General features: G+C 35.1%; 12 protein-coding genes and 1 other RNA gene. 7 read left to right on the top strand and 6 right to left on the bottom strand.

Annotated features, from left to right (window positions below):
- Positions 1-424 precede the first annotated feature (424 nt).
- An RNA gene (rnpB, locus tag F6K40_RS03095) (RNase P RNA component class A) lies at positions 425-818 on the top strand.
- A 359-nt stretch (positions 819-1,177) separates the two neighbouring features.
- Here the strand turns inward: rnpB and F6K40_RS03090 are convergent.
- The 3 genes from F6K40_RS03090 to F6K40_RS03080 all read right to left on the bottom strand — a co-directional run bounded on the left by F6K40_RS03090 (position 1,178) and on the right by F6K40_RS03080 (position 2,043).
- Positions 1,178-1,345: a hypothetical protein gene (locus tag F6K40_RS03090; RefSeq protein ID WP_293131219.1), complete on the bottom strand. Its 168-nt coding sequence runs from the start codon at positions 1,343-1,345 to the stop codon at positions 1,178-1,180.
- Positions 1,346-1,378: 33 nt separating this feature from the next.
- Positions 1,379-1,540, bottom strand: a complete 162-nt coding sequence (locus F6K40_RS03085) for a hypothetical protein (protein ID WP_293131216.1) — start codon at positions 1,538-1,540, stop codon at positions 1,379-1,381.
- A 338-nt stretch (positions 1,541-1,878) separates the two neighbouring features.
- Positions 1,879-2,043 carry a hypothetical protein gene (locus tag F6K40_RS03080; RefSeq protein ID WP_293131213.1) on the bottom strand — a complete coding sequence of 55 codons (165 nt, stop codon included), beginning with the start codon at positions 2,041-2,043 and terminating at the stop codon, positions 1,879-1,881.
- Between the two features lie 905 nt (positions 2,044-2,948).
- Here F6K40_RS03080 and F6K40_RS03075 point away from each other — a divergent pair.
- The 5 genes from F6K40_RS03075 (at position 2,949) to F6K40_RS03055 (ending at position 8,922) form a co-directional block, all read left to right on the top strand.
- Positions 2,949-3,779 (top strand): thiazole synthase, encoded by an 831-nt coding sequence (locus tag F6K40_RS03075; RefSeq protein WP_293131210.1) that lies wholly within the window; start codon positions 2,949-2,951, stop codon positions 3,777-3,779.
- 85 nt (positions 3,780-3,864) lie between these two features.
- On the top strand, positions 3,865-4,038 hold the full coding sequence (psb34, locus tag F6K40_RS03070; protein WP_293131207.1) for a photosystem II assembly protein Psb34: 174 nt from the start codon (positions 3,865-3,867) through the stop codon (positions 4,036-4,038).
- Positions 4,039-5,384: 1,346 nt separating this feature from the next.
- Positions 5,385-7,526 (top strand): tetratricopeptide repeat protein, encoded by a 2,142-nt coding sequence (locus F6K40_RS03065; protein ID WP_293131204.1) that lies wholly within the window; start codon positions 5,385-5,387, stop codon positions 7,524-7,526.
- Positions 7,527-7,835: 309 nt separating this feature from the next.
- A complete protein-coding gene (locus F6K40_RS03060; RefSeq protein WP_293131201.1) occupies positions 7,836-8,039 on the top strand; it encodes a hypothetical protein in 204 nt (67 codons plus the stop codon).
- Between the two features lie 181 nt (positions 8,040-8,220).
- Positions 8,221-8,922 carry a response regulator transcription factor gene (locus F6K40_RS03055; RefSeq protein WP_293131198.1) on the top strand — a complete coding sequence of 234 codons (702 nt, stop codon included), beginning with the start codon at positions 8,221-8,223 and terminating at the stop codon, positions 8,920-8,922.
- A 1,014-nt stretch (positions 8,923-9,936) separates the two neighbouring features.
- On the opposite strand, the gene hemG is transcribed toward F6K40_RS03055, so the two are convergent.
- From hemG to F6K40_RS03040, 3 genes are all read right to left on the bottom strand, one after another.
- Positions 9,937-11,376 (bottom strand): protoporphyrinogen oxidase, encoded by a 1,440-nt coding sequence (gene hemG / locus F6K40_RS03050; RefSeq protein WP_293131195.1) that lies wholly within the window; start codon positions 11,374-11,376, stop codon positions 9,937-9,939.
- A gap of 1,092 nt (positions 11,377-12,468) precedes the next feature.
- Positions 12,469-12,657 (bottom strand): hypothetical protein, encoded by a 189-nt coding sequence (locus F6K40_RS03045; RefSeq protein ID WP_293131192.1) that lies wholly within the window; start codon positions 12,655-12,657, stop codon positions 12,469-12,471.
- A gap of 17 nt (positions 12,658-12,674) precedes the next feature.
- On the bottom strand, positions 12,675-12,899 hold the full coding sequence (locus F6K40_RS03040; RefSeq protein WP_293131189.1) for a DUF2811 domain-containing protein: 225 nt from the start codon (positions 12,897-12,899) through the stop codon (positions 12,675-12,677).
- A gap of 2,080 nt (positions 12,900-14,979) precedes the next feature.
- Between F6K40_RS03040 and F6K40_RS03035 the strand changes: the two genes are divergently transcribed.
- Entirely contained in the window at positions 14,980-17,100 is a 2,121-nt protein-coding gene (locus F6K40_RS03035) for a sensor histidine kinase (protein WP_293131186.1), read from the top strand.
- Positions 17,101-17,193 lie beyond the last annotated feature (93 nt).

The raw sequence follows: 17,193 nt of genomic DNA, 5'->3' as shown, positions 1-17,193 counted from the left end.
CCTAAAAGCGATAGCTATTCACAGTAAATGTATTTTAAAAATTTACATTCAGGCATCTGATTGCTAATTGCTCATAGCTGAATGCTTACAAATTTTTTGTGCATATTATATTGGCAAAAATACTTTTTTCCTATTACCTATTCCCTATTACCTATTCCCTATTGCCTGTTCCCTAAAAGCGATAGCTATTCACAGTAAATGTATTTTAAAAATTTACATTCAGGCATCTGATTGCTAATTGCTCATAGCTGAATGCTTACAAATTTTTTGTGCATATTATATTGGCAAAAATACTTTTTTCCTATTGCCTATTACCTATTACCTATTGCCTATTGCCTATTGCCTGTTCCCTATTCCCTATTCCCTATTCCCTATTCCCTATTCCCTAAAAGTTATTTTTTTGATAGAATAACTTAAATAGGCAAAAAGTAGAAGAGGCAGTTGCAGACCCAATATTTGGGGTCTGAGGAAAGTCCGGGCTCCCGAAAGGCCAAACTTGCTGGATAACGCCCAGTGCGAGCGATCGTGAGGATAGTGCCACAGAAAAATACCGCCCTGTCTATCAGGGTAAGGGTGCAAAGGTGCGGTAAGAGCGCACCAGCAGTGTCGTGAGGCACTGGCTCGGTAAACCCCGGTGGGGAGCAAGGTCGGAGGAACAATGGTTGGTCTTTTTCCAGTTCCGTTGCATTTATAGATTTATCTATGATGTTAGGTGTACCGCAAGAGGTGTCTGGTAACAGGCATCCCAGATAGATAATTGCCCTCTTAACTGGTTTCAGTTGAGAGAACAGAACCCGGCTTACTTCCTACTTTTTCCTTATTTTTTTATAGCAATTCCCAAAAAGCGTGAGGTACAAAATTCTTTGGTTTTAGGGAACAGGGAACAGGGAATAGGGAATAGGAAATAGGGAATAGGGAGCAGGGAGTAGGGAGCAGGGAGTAGGGAGCAGGGAGTAGGGAGTAGAAGAAATAGTAATTCTCATATTGAAAAATACTCCCCCATTTTTAAGATTAGAATTAGAAGATTCATTCGTTTAGATAGCCATGTTAGCTAGCACTAACTTTTGCATTCTGCGAAGCTTCCAATATTATATATGCTGGTTTTTCCGAGCGTCGAATCTTTCTATCTATCCCTCCTAGTGCCGCTACGCGGAAGTCAAAATTCAAAATTCATGCATTATTGGGGCGATGGGGTGATTACGAAAAAAGCTAATGATGAATAGTCAAATTTTTCTTCTGTTGCGTATAGAGCAATAGTCGTTACATTTCCTGAAGCACCCGCCCTTAAGAGATCAATAGTCGTTACATTTCCTGAAGCACCCGCCCTTAAGAGATCAATAGTCAAATTTTTCTTCTGTTGCGTATAGAGCAATAGTCGTTACATTTCCTGAAGCACCCCACCGTTAAGAGATGAATAGCCAATACATTTTCTGAAGCACTCGCCCTTAAGAGATGAATAGTCAAATTTTTCTTCTGTTGCGTATAGAGCAATAGTCAATACATTTTCTGAAGCACTCGCCCTTAAGAGATGAATAGTCAAATTTTTCTTCTGTTGCGTATAGAGCAATAGTCGTTACATTTCCTGAAGCACTCCGCCCTTAAGAGATGAATAGTCAAATTTTTCTTCTGTTGCGTATAGAGCAATAGTCATTACATTTCCTGAAGCACTCGCCCTTAAGAGATGAATAGTCGCTACATTTTATTAAGCACCCGCCCTTAAGAGATGAATAGTCAAATTTTTCTACTGGACTGACACACCTTAAATAGTACATTAGAAAAAAAATCCTCAAATCTTGCCATAACGAGAATTATAGGAAAAAATCTAACGCACAGTTTTAGCTGTGTCAGGTCTACTAGGGTGGAAAACCACTAACTTTTTCATTTTCTCAGAGCTACCCAAAAAAAATCAGCTAAATTTCCCTGGTAAGAGACAATTGAGTATTCAGGAATTTTCTTTGGCAAAGCAATACCAGAAATATCTTCATCTTCTGGAGCTTTCCGTAAACTTATGTGCTGGTTTTTCCGAGCGTCGAATCTTTCCATCTATCCCTCCTAGGGTGAAAAATCACCAATTTTTTCATTTTCTGAAGCTCCAAAAAAAACAGCAAAAAATTTTCCCTTCCATCCTCACAATTTTTGTGATACTCTAAAGATTAGATGGGGTTGCTCGCCCCTACACATGACTCTTTATTCAACTAAATTTCCTTAGTAGTAGACAATCAATCTATTTAGGAATTTTCTTTGGCAAAGCAATACAGAAATATTTTCATCTTCTCGAGCTTCCCGTAAACTGTCGAATCTTTCCATCTATCCCTCCTAGGGTGGAAAATTACCAACTTTGTCATTTTCTGAAGCTCCCCAAAAAATCAGCAAAGAATTTTCTCTTCCATCCTCACAATTTTTGTGATACTCTAAAGATTAGATGGGGTTGCTCGCCCCTACACATGACTCTTTATTCAACTAAAAAATTATAATTTCGAGGGCGATAGAACTCCGTTTCGCTTTTCGGCTGTCGCCGATATGTTTGCGGAGCATTCCGTAGGAAAAGGCGGATCAAGTGCGACAGCTATATCGCAAATGGTGTAGAAAGGAAAATCAATGTCAAAGATACATTTAGGATATCTATACATCCGATACAGTTTTGTTAAGGATTTTTTTTGCAGTCTTTATTCAAAATAATAATGTCAGGACTTACGCAGAAACCGGGTTGATGAACGAAATTTCCTAGTTTGAACAACAAATATCCGGGCAATAAACCCGGTTTATTGCTAGGGATTGCGTAAGTCCTGAATGTAATAATATTTAAAATTTATAGTAATATTCAAAATTTCAAGAGCTATTATTAGCTAAAATTTCAGCAAGTAAATAGAAGAAAAACTAAGACATACCCCTGAAAACTAAACTTGAAATAAAAAAATTAAAATAGTTGTAAACATCAAAATTCAACAATGCAGACAGTAGAAAAATTAAGTACAGAAACTCTAGAACAACCTCTAATTATTGCTGGTAAAAAATTTTCCTCCCGTCTAATGACAGGTACAGGCAAATATCCCACTATTGAGACAATGCAGCAAAGTATAGAAGCTAGTGGATGTGAAATTGTCACTGTAGCAGTACGACGGGTACAAACTCAAGCTCCTGGACATGAAGGGTTGGCAGAGGCCATAAACTGGAAAAAAATCTGGATGTTGCCCAATACTGCTGGTTGTCAAACTGCTGAAGATGCAGTTAGAGTAGCCAGGTTGGGTAGAGAAATGGCAAAATTGTTAGGTCAAGAAGACAATAATTTTGTCAAACTAGAAGTAATTCCAGACCCTAAATATTTACTGCCCGACCCAATTGGAACTCTACAAGCAGCAGAACAATTAATTAAGGAAGGTTTTGCCGTATTACCTTATATTAATGCTGACCCACTTCTAGCCAAAAGACTTGAAGAAGCTGGTTGTGTTACAGTGATGCCCTTGGGTTCGCCCATAGGTTCGGGCCAGGGAATCCAAAACGCAGCGAATATTTCGATAATTATTGACAATTCTACTGTTCCTGTAGTGGTTGATGCCGGAATAGGAACTCCTAGTGAAGCAACTCAAGCTATGGAAATGGGAGCTGATGCTTTACTAATTAATTCAGCGATCGCTCTAGCCAAAAATCCACCCATAATGGCAAAGGCTATGGGAATGGCCACAGAATCAGGACGTTTAGCTTATTTAGCTGGCAGAATACCAAAAAAAGATTATGCAACTGCTTCTTCTCCTTTGACTGGAAGGATTAACAGTCCTTAACTCTAGTAATAATTTCCTATATTCGCCAATTTTCTGTTATTCTAGGTAATGATTAAAAAATAATAAGGAAAAAGGGTCTTTAATTATGCCATATACAACAGAAGAAGGTGGACGTTTAAATAATTTTGCTCAAGAGCCAAAAGTTTATCAAGCTGAGGCTCCAGATCAGAAACAACAAATTAACTATTTTATTTTAGGAGCTTTAGGAGCTGTATTAGTAGGTAGTTTAGTATTTGTTGCTTTTTCTGTCTCAGCTTAGATTGTTAGTATAAATTATTTAAAAGCTGAACTAGGTTCCTGAAGTTTCAGGAGTCTAGTTTTTGTCTGAGATGTCAAACTAGAATTTAAAGTTATACCATCAAGTCAAGATATTTATTGAAATTTTTAGACATTCTCATTACTGACTTAGGCAAAATAAAAAGCCAAATAGAAAAATTAATTACTAATATTTATAGATATAGTAATCCTATTTAACTTCTAATAATTTGGTGGGGGTTGCACATTCAAGAATCATAATATAGCAATCATATTTGAGCTGTAAGATTTTAGTGCTAATTAGGAGTCAGTCCTCAGTCTTCACCAATCAGAATATAAAAGGATTTTGGTTGATTTTAAATCTTCTTAAATTCTATCAAAATCATTCCTGATGGCTATAGATTTTCAACTGTACATAATATTGAGGAAAAAATTATCCGATAATTTGATATTTTCGGATTTCATTATTCCTAATTATGCAACGGTGTGGTTGGATTTGGAGACCAAACCCCTACGACAAAATATTAATTATCTAAACAAAATTATTTACCTATTCTATTTATTTGTACTCTTTAGAAGACAAATAATTCAGCTTGTATAGATGTCTAATTAATTTTGTACAACCACTGAAAACCTATTTAGAATGCTATAAAAATCTTATTTTATTTGTGAGATGTAGATTTACAAAAGTAAAAATTAAACGTTAATTCTATACTTAAAAAAATTATATCTCTGATTTATTAGAGACTGTTTGTCAAATAAGTATTAAGAGATTTGTTGAGTAACTAAAATCTCAAAGTGTTAGTACTTCAAGGGATTGAAATCTGTGAGACACACAGAGAAGTGTTCGGTACATATATTCCTAAATTTTTAAGTAAGAATAAGAAATAGTTGTTTTGATTTCTTCCTGATTATTCTGTTTTCCCGGTTAAGTGTTAAGTGTTCCCTATTTCCTTTTTATATTTCCTGATGTTTTCAATCTCTTATGATAGTTTGATTCTGTGCAGCTAGAGTAGAAAGTAGTATAAAAAAAATTAACTCTTGATATATAGCTTAGTTAAAATTAAGATCGTATAGCAATCGAAACAAAGGGCACTGACATTTCTAAATTATCAAACTCAATCATAGATTATTTTTGACTTTTGCATGAATAGACCTCTTGCAAAAGTTTTAATTGAATCAACTTAAGACATGAAATAAACAATTTTATCCCCCTATTCCCTATTCCCTATTCCCTGAATTCTGCAAGAAGTCTAATTACTTTTGCCTTGCGCGTAGCGCTGCACCTGAATTTTTCATATTCAAATCAAATCAACATTATTTTAATTAATTTACCCCCATAATAGAACTGTGATAGACATTCCTGCCCCAACAATATCTAAATTGAATTGGCAAATCTATCAACGCTTGAAACAAGCTCTATCCTTAAATCTACGTCGCCAAATTTTTATAGCTGTATGCGATAATCAACAGCTAAGAAATAACTTAGTTGAAAATTTAGAAACAGATTTAACAAATACTATTAATTACACCGAACAACAACCAAACAACAATAAAAATATTTTATTTGTTACTCTAAATTTAAACCTAAGTAATCCTAATCCAGTAAATCAAATCAATCAATGGTTTGCCGAAAATTCTCAATTTCAAAAAACAGAAGAATATCAAATATTAGGATTTCAAATTATTGGCATAGAAAACTTGACCAAACAACCTTCAGTAATTCAAAGGTCATTTATTACCAATCTCAAAAAAATAGCAACAAATCTATCCAAATTAGAATCTAGTATCTTACTTTGGATAACCAAACCTTGGTTAAATAATATCAAACAGTCAGCACCAGAATTTTGGAATTGGCACACAGGTATATTTGAATTTGAAGGAGACCCCACTCCAATAATTCCTAAACAAAAAAAATCATCTTTCCCAAATCAAACAAAACCTCTATCTTTTTCTCCATCAATAACTAGCTCACCTTCTATCAACACAGTAAGACCATTAATGGCACTCGAACAAAAGTCTTACACTGTTGAATCAAAAAATTCTCAAACTTATCTTCTTCCCCCCGCTCCACAAAAACTGCCAGAGTTATCCATTAACCATAGCCAAAACCAGAAGAATATTCCACAGCCAGAATTAGAATTAGTTGAACTAGCAAATTTAGTATGGGCAGAAATTTCTAGAAAGTCGGGAGTTGAAAAAAATTCCCAAGAAAAACAACAATTTCAGATACTAAAAGAAATTCAGGAGTTGAATAAATCTCAATATCCATCTCCAGAATTAGCTCTAGCTTATCAAACATTGGGGGATTTTTATCGCGATCGCGTCTTAGCAGGGGAAGTCTCGGAGCAAAGTCTAATTATTGGGATTCGTGCTTATGAGATGGTAATTGAGTGGACATTTGAAGATATGGAAAATATGACCCAATTTTCTCGGTCTCAAATTCCTATTCTTGACATTTTTAATGACCTTGCTACTCTATATTGGATGTTATCTCGTCAAATCAAATCTAGTAAGTCTGATTCATTAGTTTATTTGGAACGAAGTATTATTCTTTATCAAATGGCTATGAGTGAAATTACTCCATCTCAGAAAGATACTTATGCCAGACTACAAAAAAACTTAGGTTTAGCTTACGGAGACTTAGCTACCCATAAGGAGGCACAACAGAATTGGGAAAGATCCATTGGAGCTTATCAAGAAGCCATCTTTTATCTAGATAAAGTAGCTAATGCTCAAGACTATGCCACAACCTTAAATAATTTAGGGACAGCTTATTGGAATTTAGCCCAATATACTCAAGAAGTTGAGCATTTACAAGGAGCAATTTCTGCTTATAGCTCTGCTATAGATTACTTTACGCCAGAAATCGAACCTCTCAACTATGGGATGATTCAAAATAACTTAGGGATAACTTATTGGAATTTGGCTCAATTTCAGACAGAAGCATCAGAAACTCTAATTCTCAAAGCCATTGATGCCTATTTAGTGGCCTTAAAGTATCGTACCCCAGAAACTCTTCCCCTTGCTTATGCAGGGACAAAAAATAACTTAGGTACTGCCTATTGGCATTTAGCTAACCAATTTGAACAACATCAAATTCGGAATGAACTTTTCCATGAAGCGATCGCTGCTTATTCCCAAGCTATAAGTATCGCTCAACAGTTTTCTCCTTCTCAGCTTACCTTTGACATACTGGCAACTTATGACAATATGGGACTTGCTTATTATCAAATAGCTATAGAGTCGGACACCACATTAGACAAAGATAGTCAAATTAGTAATTTAGAAGCAGCTTTGGATCATCACTTACTAGCTCATAGTGACAGACTCCATACTAATACTAATGAAATACAAGGAGAAGAAGCTAGTGTAAATTATATTCTCAGAATTATCCGTACCTTCTATAGTAAGTATGGAATACAAGGGCAAAATTTAGCTCTTTCTAAAATTCCTAGCAATTTATTACCTAAAATTTTAGTTATGTTGTAACCAAACTAAGTATGATACAATATACTAAGTGCATCCTGTTATATATCCAAAACTTAGTGGGAAAAGGATAAAAAAGAGGTTTATACTTCTCAAAAAATGGCTTGTTGATCAATGCTGAACATTTTTTTAATTCAAAATTCAAAATTGTTGGCTCTAACCTAATTAAATAATTTTTTGATTCAGGATACAAGCCACCTTGAATAAGGAATAATGAATAATTAATAATTAAAGAATTCTTGCATTATTAATTGCTGAATCCAAGCCTCAGACTTCAGGTTGAGGTCTTCCTTGAATTTTTAATTAATAATTTTGAATTATTTTGACCTCAACGGCAGTTACAACAAACATACGCGCAAAAAGCAGTTCAATCATGCTTATGCAGATGGAATAGAGGGACTTTTGAGTAATTCCATTCAGGGTAACATCTGGAAAAGTAAGTTGATAATATATGAATATTTGTCTATAAATTTACAAACTCTAAAGATAATTAAAAATTTCATTATTTATCAATAGATAACCATAATTAACTAATTTACGATTTGACTTATAGTTAAGATTTTAGCGGTCGTCAAAATCATAATTTAGTGTTTAAATAAAAAAACCTTTCCTCTGTCAAAACATTGCTAATTCTGAATTGAAAAAAGCAATTTAGTTTTAGTTGCATGATACTTAGTTTATATTTAAGATTTTTGTCATGACCTCTGCAAAGCTCCTAGTGGTTGATGACGACCCAGCAATCAGAACTTTAATTCATCGGTATTTGAGTCAACAAAACTATCAAGTAGAGTCTGCTGAAAATGGCAAAACAGCTCTAGAATTATTTGATAAAATTTCCCCAGACTTGGTAGTTTTAGATGTGAATTTACCTGATACAACCGGCTTTCAACTTTGCAAAGAAATGCAAAGTAATACAGATGTATTTGTATTAATGCTAACAAGTCTTGCAGATGAAGCAAGTAAATTACAAGGTTTTGAAGAGGGTGCAGATGATTATATTACAAAACCTTTTGGCCTAGTAGAATTAGGTGCTCGTGTAAGAGCTATTTTAAAACGTCAGAGATTAGTTTCCAACCCAGAACCAGAAAATCTCAGTTTAGGAGATTTAAGTATTAATCCTCTTGGCAGAGAAGTTACAGTTAATGGAGAGTTAATTCCTTTAACGGCGCTGGAATTTGATTTACTCTACTGTTTAGCTAGAAAACCTGGTCGTGCTTGGAAGCGGTCAGAATTAATCCAAGAAGTTTGGGACTGTGAATATGTTGGAGATGAACGGGTCGTGGACGTACATATTGGCCAAATCCGGAAAAAGTTAGAAAATGATAACGATAATCTGCCTAAAATTAAAACTGTTAGGGGGGTTGGTTATAAGTTAGATGCTCTATTGTCTAATAATTAGGAAGTAGAGAGTAGGGAGGTAGGAGGAAAAAATATTCCTCAGAACTAAGACGTTGCAGTTTTGAATAATTTCTGCCCAGACACATTCCCCCGGTCTGAGGAAAGAATTTTTCTGTCTGGATAATTCCTACTTCGAGTCAATGGGAAAATCTGAGAAATTCTCACTCATCTATTTTTTCGGCATTCAAACTATCAAACTAAGACGTTGCAGTTTTGAATAATTTCTGCCCAGACACATTCCCCCGGTCTGAGGAAAGAATTTTTCTGTCTGGATAATTCCTACTTCGAGTCTAATGGAAGGTCTGAAAAATTCTCACTCATCTATTTTGGAGGAGTCAAACTATAAAACTAAAACGTTGCAGTTTTGAATAATTTTTGCCAAGACACATTCCCCCGGTCTGAGGAAAGAATTTTTCTGTCTGGATAATTCCTACTTCGAGTCTAATGGAAGGTCTGAAAAATTCTCACTCATCTATTTTGGAGGAGTCAAACTATAAAACTAAGACGTTGCAGTTTTGAATAATTTTTGCCAAGACACATTCCCCCGGTCTGAGAACAGAATTTTTCTGTCTGGATTTTTCCGAGTTAAAGTCTCAGGGAAAGTCTGAAAAATTTTCACTCATCTATTTTTCAGGAGTCAAACTATAAAACTAAAACGTTGCAGTTTTGAATAATTTTTGCCCAGACACATTTCCCCGGTCTGAGGAAAGAATTTTTCTGTCTGGATTTTTCCGATTTTCAGGACTCAAACTATAAAACTAAGACGTTGCAGTTTTGAATAATTTCTGCCCAGACATATTCCCCCGGTCTGAGGAAAGAATTTTTCTGTCTGGATTTTTCCGAGTGCGAGTCAATGGGAAAGTCTGAAAAATTTTCACTCATCTATATTTTCGGCACTCAAACTATCAAACTAAGACGTTCGAGTTTTGAATAATTTTTGCCCAGACACATTTCCCCGGTCTGAGGAAAGAATTTTTCTGTCTGGATTTTTTCGAAAAGACTTTTTCAGCAAACCCTAAGTATCCAAACTTCGATAAATCTCAGTCGCTACTTCTGTACCACGACGAACACAATCTCCCAAAGCTACACCACCAATATAATTGCTACAAAGATAGACACCAGGCCAAGATTTTAAACCATGATTAATCTGAGCCAACCTAGAATTATGACCCAAATTATACTGGGGAATAGCACGAGACCATAAATGCACCGCCAGAACTTTTGGTTTTTCCGCATCCCGACTTAATAAAGTTTGACCAAGGTCTTGATGAACCCGTGCCACGATCGCCTCACTATCTAACTGAGAAATCTCCGGGTCTGTCGCACCCCCAATAAAATTAGTAAAAATTTGCCATCCTGGAGGTGTTCTACCAGGAAATAAAGTAGAAGACCAAATAGTACCAAGAGTCCGAATGCCTTGACCTCTAGGAATCAAATTACCAAATCCATCTATCTTAGCCTTAATAGAAGAAACAGGATATGCCAAAACTACACAGGCAACAGTAGGATAATAAAATTCATCAAAAGCAGAAGAAATTTCAGGCAGCACAGGCTTAAATAAATCAGCACAAACATAAGCAGGAGTAGACAACACAATATTACGAGTCTCTATCTGCTCCGAACCATTAGGAGTAGAAAACTCTGCTATATAAGTTTGTTCTTCTGTCCGACGAATACCAACAAGACGCCAATTTAGTCTTACTGCCTCTCCTAAATAAGTAGCGATCGCCTTGGGCAATGCCTCCAAACCACCTCGAAAAGAACCCAACTCCCCAGCTTTAGTCTTAGGAATATTAGGATCTACAGGAACCTTCGACTTAGAATTTCTTTTCCCAGACAAAATAGCACCAGCCAAAAGTCCACCACCAACATCGGCCATTCGAGCCACTCTAGAAAAAGCAGCAGCAACACTAAGTTGACCAGGATCTCCAGCATAAACACCAGAAACAAAAGGTTCCACCAACCGCTCCATCACCTCCACACCCAGATGTCTTTGGAAAAACTGAGATACAGTTTCTTCCCCCCCTTGCTGAGAAATATCCATACCAACAACAGGTCGCACAAAACCCAAAGCACCAACCATAGCGCGTAACTTACCCCAACTACTCAATAGCTGAGACTGTAACATTGTCTTTGGACTCATTGGCACCGGTAATAACTGACCATTCCAATAAACGTAACGAGGTAACTTGCGATCTGCAAAAATCAAATCCTGTTTCAGGCCAACATCAACGGCCAACTTTAAAAGCTCAGGAGTGGGAGAAAAACTATTCGGACCTTCTTCCCAAAGAAATTCTCCTTGAGAAACTGTAGTAATATTTCCCCCTACTCGATTTTGGCTCTCAGCAACTAAAATCTTCAAGGGTGAATTGTTACTTAATTTTGTCAGTTTATGGGCCAAGCTCAACCCAGTAATACCTGCACCTACAACTAAGACATCTAAAACTTCAGTCATTTCTTCACTAAATATTCAGTTCTGCTATAAGTTAAAACTCTGGAATTTTGCCACAGGTTTAGATTAAACTTGTGGTAAAATTCCACGTCATTTAAAAGTAAAAATTTTTTCTTTGAACCCTATTAATTCAGCGTCGATTAATCTCACGCCATGGTCTATTATTTGGTGTAAGATTTATCGACGCCATAACTAAAATTAGTAAATTAGGTCTTAGATTCTACAAAAACTGCTTCCAATTCATACATTTTCCTAGATGGAATTTTCAGGCACAATGTCTTTATATTCCCAGACTAATTGTGGTCAAATAATCATTTTCCTGAAAAACCTGTTAATTCAGGTTAGGGACTAATTAATTTGACTAACTAGCAGTATAATTTTTTAGTCCTCTATATTTCCATATTCTCACAAAAAATGCAGAAAAAAATTTTTCTCAAACACCAATAAACTCCTTCATCAAATTTTCCTACAAGCTAATTTCATCAAAGTTTAAGGGTAATAATTTAGTGTTCTAGAATACTAGCCACATTAGTAGTGGTAAAAATAGAGCAACTATAGACCAGCACTAATTTTTCACAATGGTACTTAATATAGCAGTCGAAGCAAAGGTTAGGACGCATCAAAAGCCTAAAACCCATATCAAGCCAGATTTTTCCTTCTGCCCCCCCTTTCAAAGCTATGCTTTATCAACATCTTTACTTAACATAAAACTTGACAAAACTAAGAAGTTGTGTATCTCTCGCTTGAGAGGCTTTTTCATCAGAAAAGTGTATTAAAAAATACGTTTTTTTGAAGATTCTTATACCAATGACCATGCATTAACGCTATACTTCAATAGTCAATAGTTATCAAAATTTGAAGTCTGTTTTTAACAATTTCAAGGTAGGTTAGTATATACTTTCCCTACTTTTCCTCTCCCCACACCTCCCACACGAACCAACTTCCCCACCCAATCAAATATAGTATTCATGCATGAGAAATGGTATTACTCCCCACACCTCCCCATCCTCGCCCACTCTCCCCACAAAGTTTTCAGGAGTTCCTGATCAGGGATAGCTGTCAAAGGGGGGTAGGGGAGATACTTTCTGCCTTTTACTATAGAACCCATTTGATATCTCTAGAAAAGAGGGAGTAGGGGAGCGCTTGTGTAGGAGAGCGGGGGACTAGGCATTGTTCATTCATTGTCTGAGCTAGAATATTTACAACCCTACATTTTTTGAGTCCCACACCTCCCACACCTCCCACACGAACCAACTTCCCACACCTCCCACACGAACCAATCATAGATCCCTTCAGGGGTTCTATACATGATGCTGAAAAAGGGTTTCTAGGTAAACTCTAGCAGCTTGCCGATAATAAGGAGATGTTTCTGGCGTACCGCTATCTCCATTCTGTAACAAAAATAGTGACAAAGCGGCCGAAAACACGCGGTCTTGATCCCAGTCAGGGTGGGTTTCTAAGTAGACTTTAAGGGATTCGTGCAGTGCTTCAGGAATTTCGGCCAGAATACTAACGGTTACGTTCATCTTTAGTAGGGTTCTCTATAATATTTTTTCTTCTTCATAGTCCCTAGTTGTGGCCATAAACCACTAACTTTGAACTACCAATGTCGCATCATTGTGCATTAAGAGGGGGTGGGTTTGTCAATGTTGAGAAATATTACAATCGACTTTCAATAAATAAAAGATTTACGAAATCATCAGTGTTTCATCGCATTTTTTGTTACAAAACTTTATTATAAATGGCCAATATGAAGGAATTTACCTGTAGCAGAACAAAATCCCCAATTCATTTACAAGAGTATTATGACGTCGTTGAACTCTGTGGAAAATCCTGTTTAATCTGTGGAAAACATCGAACTTGCTTGTGGAAATGCTGTGGAATCTATGTGGAAAATTGCTACAAAAGATAAGAATTCTGAACTACTTCAATTTAAAGTTCATAAATATGTTTATAATAAAGGTATATTATTACAGTTATAACTCCTGATTTTGAGAGCAACATTTTTTTGCTTGTTGGTGAGTATTTTTCAACTCCTTATACCAAGCGTGAAAAAAGAATGCTACACTTAGGTGACACTTCAATTATTAAGTAATCAACACAGGTAAAATCACTTTTTTGATAATTATTAATTAGTTATTGTTAATTATTCTTATGTTTACTTCTCTCCCACTCCCCTACTCTCCTGCTCCCATACTCCCCCATTCCCCTACTCGCCCGCAATGCGAAAATATAGCAAACATTTATAAAATTTCTATTAGAGACCATTTTTTCAAAATAAGTCCAAACAAATTTTATGAGGTATTTAATTTACCTTGACGAGACTTAGAGTTTGATTGATCAAAATTATATTTTTCTTTTACAGGCTAATTGTATTGGTTAAAATTATGAAATATTGACGTTGTTATCAATAAAAATATTCTATTAATAAATATCTTGTTTATTTGTACAACTTTTAAATTAGATTTCCAGCTAATTCCAGGTAAATAAAAATAGTATGGGGAATTTTTAAATACTCTAGGGCATAGACTGTTTTTTATTATGTGAAACTTGCAAACCTTATTGCTTAGTTCTGTGGATAATTTCTACACAACACAATTATAGCCACTATATATTCTATGATCGGGAGAAAAACTACATAGAAAAATCATCTAAAAAATATCTTGGATATAGACTGGAAATCTAGTTATGTAATTAAACTAAATTTATATCAAAAGTAGAACATCATATTTTTTTGAGATTAAAAATTATTTTATGCTATCCAGTCAAGAGCATCAAGTAAGATATACCATAGAATAGTGAACAGATGGAATAATTAAAATCTAAAGTAGCTTAACTGTGATAGCTTAATAATACTAAAAGACCTATAATGGATAATAATTATCATCATAGTTTGGGTATATCGTTACTATTAAGGATATAGAAGATAATTGTTAAAATTGTTGCAAGTTGTAGCTTAATGGACATACTCTACTCACTTCAAAGAGTAGAGTACGTCAAGTTTACCAATTAATAGATTACTGGTTCCCTAAATGCTATTTAACTATTTCTGCACTCACAACAGTTAGATAGAGGCAACCCTATTGATTTTCCTCCAGATAATTTACTGTTTGTCAATGCCAGACCCTATTATTTTGAAGCTAAATTTTGTTTGTTGGTTTTAGATTTTTAAGCCCGACTTTTATTTCCCTAGTTGTTTTTTTAATAACCTTCTTCTGACAGAGACATTGCCAGAACGGCTAGAAGTCAACAGAATCGAATTACTAATCAGAAGATATTATATATAGGAGATTGGAATAGCTTCTTTTGAGCGTCAATCCGACGACACCAATAACTGACTAGAGGATACTTGAATTAAAATCCCCTTAATATACAGTTTCTATAATAAGTAGTAGTCTAAATCAAAGGGTGAAGGTTGATTCTGACTCCCGTTTCCTGTATTCTTTTGTAATTAATCTGTTTGAAGGACTACAGGTTATTAATTTCTGCTTCTCGTTGGTCTCTTGTGTTTTCTTTCCAGTCTAGATATTTAGACGCATCTGATTATAACACCAAGCCGTCCTTCTCAGGCTTGGCTCTAGACCAAAATTTTCGGTAAAAAATGTTATGATTAAACAAGTTCAATCCTCTTTTAACAGGATTCTACTGTCGCGAGTTTTACTACTTACAGTGCCAGTATTAATATCGGGTCAGTACATAATCTACAGACAAGCACGTTCTACCCTTCTAGACACTGCTCGTCAAAACCTCAAAGAAAGTGCAGATAGAAAAGCTGAAGATATTCAACAATGGGCAAAATCCTTAGAATCAAATTTAGTTAGTGCTAGCCGGAGCTATGTACTTCAATCTGGTAAAACTGAGGAATATCAAAGTTATGTTGAACAATTATACAAAATGTTATCTACTCAAGTAAGTTGCGTTCAATTAAGTAACCTACAGACTGAGCAGATAGTTGCAAATACTTGTGGTACTGAATCAATACATTCCTTATCAGAAAATATATGGCCTCAACAGCAGAAACAACTTATTAGCGACAACTCTAATATTTATATGAGTTACATAATCCCAGAAAACTTAACCTTAGAGGATGAATCAAATTATCAGGAAGTCAAGCAAAAAACACAAGTTAGCTTAGGTTTAAGTGTACCAGTATATGTTGCTGAAGCTGGCCAAAGAAAATTGCGGTATGCCTTGAGTATTAAGTCAGTTTTACCAATGCAAACCAATAGAAAAAGAGGCTCGCTGACAGGTTCAACTGTAGTAATTAATTATAAGGGTACCATATTGGCTAGTCCAGATCCTAGTAGACTGGGACGTAATATTTCTGAAGGGCCAGATGCAAAGAGATTGAAAAATATTATTAGAAATGCACAGGAAGGCAGAAAGGATTTTGCCCACATATTTTCTTTTGAGGAAACAGATATTTCGAGTAGAAATAGGGGGAATGATAGAAATAAAAATCCTTTGAGAGAAATTATTGATGAACTAAAAAATATATTGCCTGAATTATTAGGACTTAAATTATCAGCAGATAATGAATTTTTAGCGGGGTATGTTGCTATTCCTAGTCCTATAGGTAGAGATAATGATAATCAGTGGATTGTTTTAGCAATTACACCTATAGATTTTGCTTTATCTGGTCTTAGAGAAGTTCAAAAGGTGCTAATTATTCTAGTTTTAGCTTTAGTTGCTGCTAGTACCATAGCAAGTATTTTTTTTGCTCGCGATTTAGCTCGTCCTTTGGAAAAACTGCGAGACTATGCTATTAGTGTTAATAATTTAGATTCTCCTAATACAGTACCTCGAAATTTAAGAATTCGTGAATTTAATCAATTAGCAATTTCATTACAGAAGATGGTAGAGAGGCTAAAAGATTGGGCTTATCAACTAGAAGTAACTTCTAAAGAAGCTCAAGTTGCTAACCAACTAAAAAGTGAATTTTTAGCGAATATTTCCCATGAGTTAAGAACTCCACTTAATGGAATTATTGGTTCACTGCAATTAGTTTGTGATGGTTTTTGTGATAGTAGGGAAGAAGAAATAGATTTTTTGAAAGAAGCTAATAATTCTGCTATTCATTTGCTAAGAATTATTGATGATATCCTCGATATCCGTAGAATTGATACAGGAACTTTATCTATGAAATTTGAGGAGGTCAATATTATAAAATTATTACAAGAGAAAGTGGATTCATTTAGAGAAAATATTCAACAAAAATCTCTACAGTTAAAACTAAATACTTACGAACAAAAAATTATAGTTTCTGCTGATAAAAACAAGTTAAAGCAGGTGTTTGAAAATGTTATAAGTAATGCTATTAAATTTACAGAAAAAGGAAGCATTAATATCTCTATTTGTCGAAAAGATGATAAATCTATTATTTCTGAAAATCATAATAATTTAGTTGATTATCATACTCATAAAGTCGAGCGGGTTTTAGTTACAATTCAAGATACAGGAATTGGTATTAACCCTGAACAACAGGATAAATTATTTCAGCCTTTTGTGATGCTAGATGGTACAAGAACTCGTAAACTTGGTGGCAATGGATTAGGATTAGCTATTGCTCGTAGCCTGATGGAAATGATGAATGGTAGTATTAAGATCTATAGTGAAGGTATGGATCGAGGAACTACAGTTCATATTACTATGCCAATTGAGGAAAGACCATCATTTGAGAAAAAACAGGATATTTCAACAGAAGTTAAATTGAATTACCAGGGTTAATTCAGTTATCAGTTATCAGTTATCAGTTATCAGTTATCAGTTATTAGTACCATCGGATGAAGCCAGTGGCTTAAATACTGAAGTTGATTTTTT

It is taken from the genome of Okeania sp. SIO3I5, from assembly GCF_010672085.1.
GTDB lineage: Bacteria > Cyanobacteriota > Cyanobacteriia > Cyanobacteriales > Microcoleaceae > Trichodesmium.
This window is presented reverse-complemented; position numbering and strand designations above follow the sequence as displayed.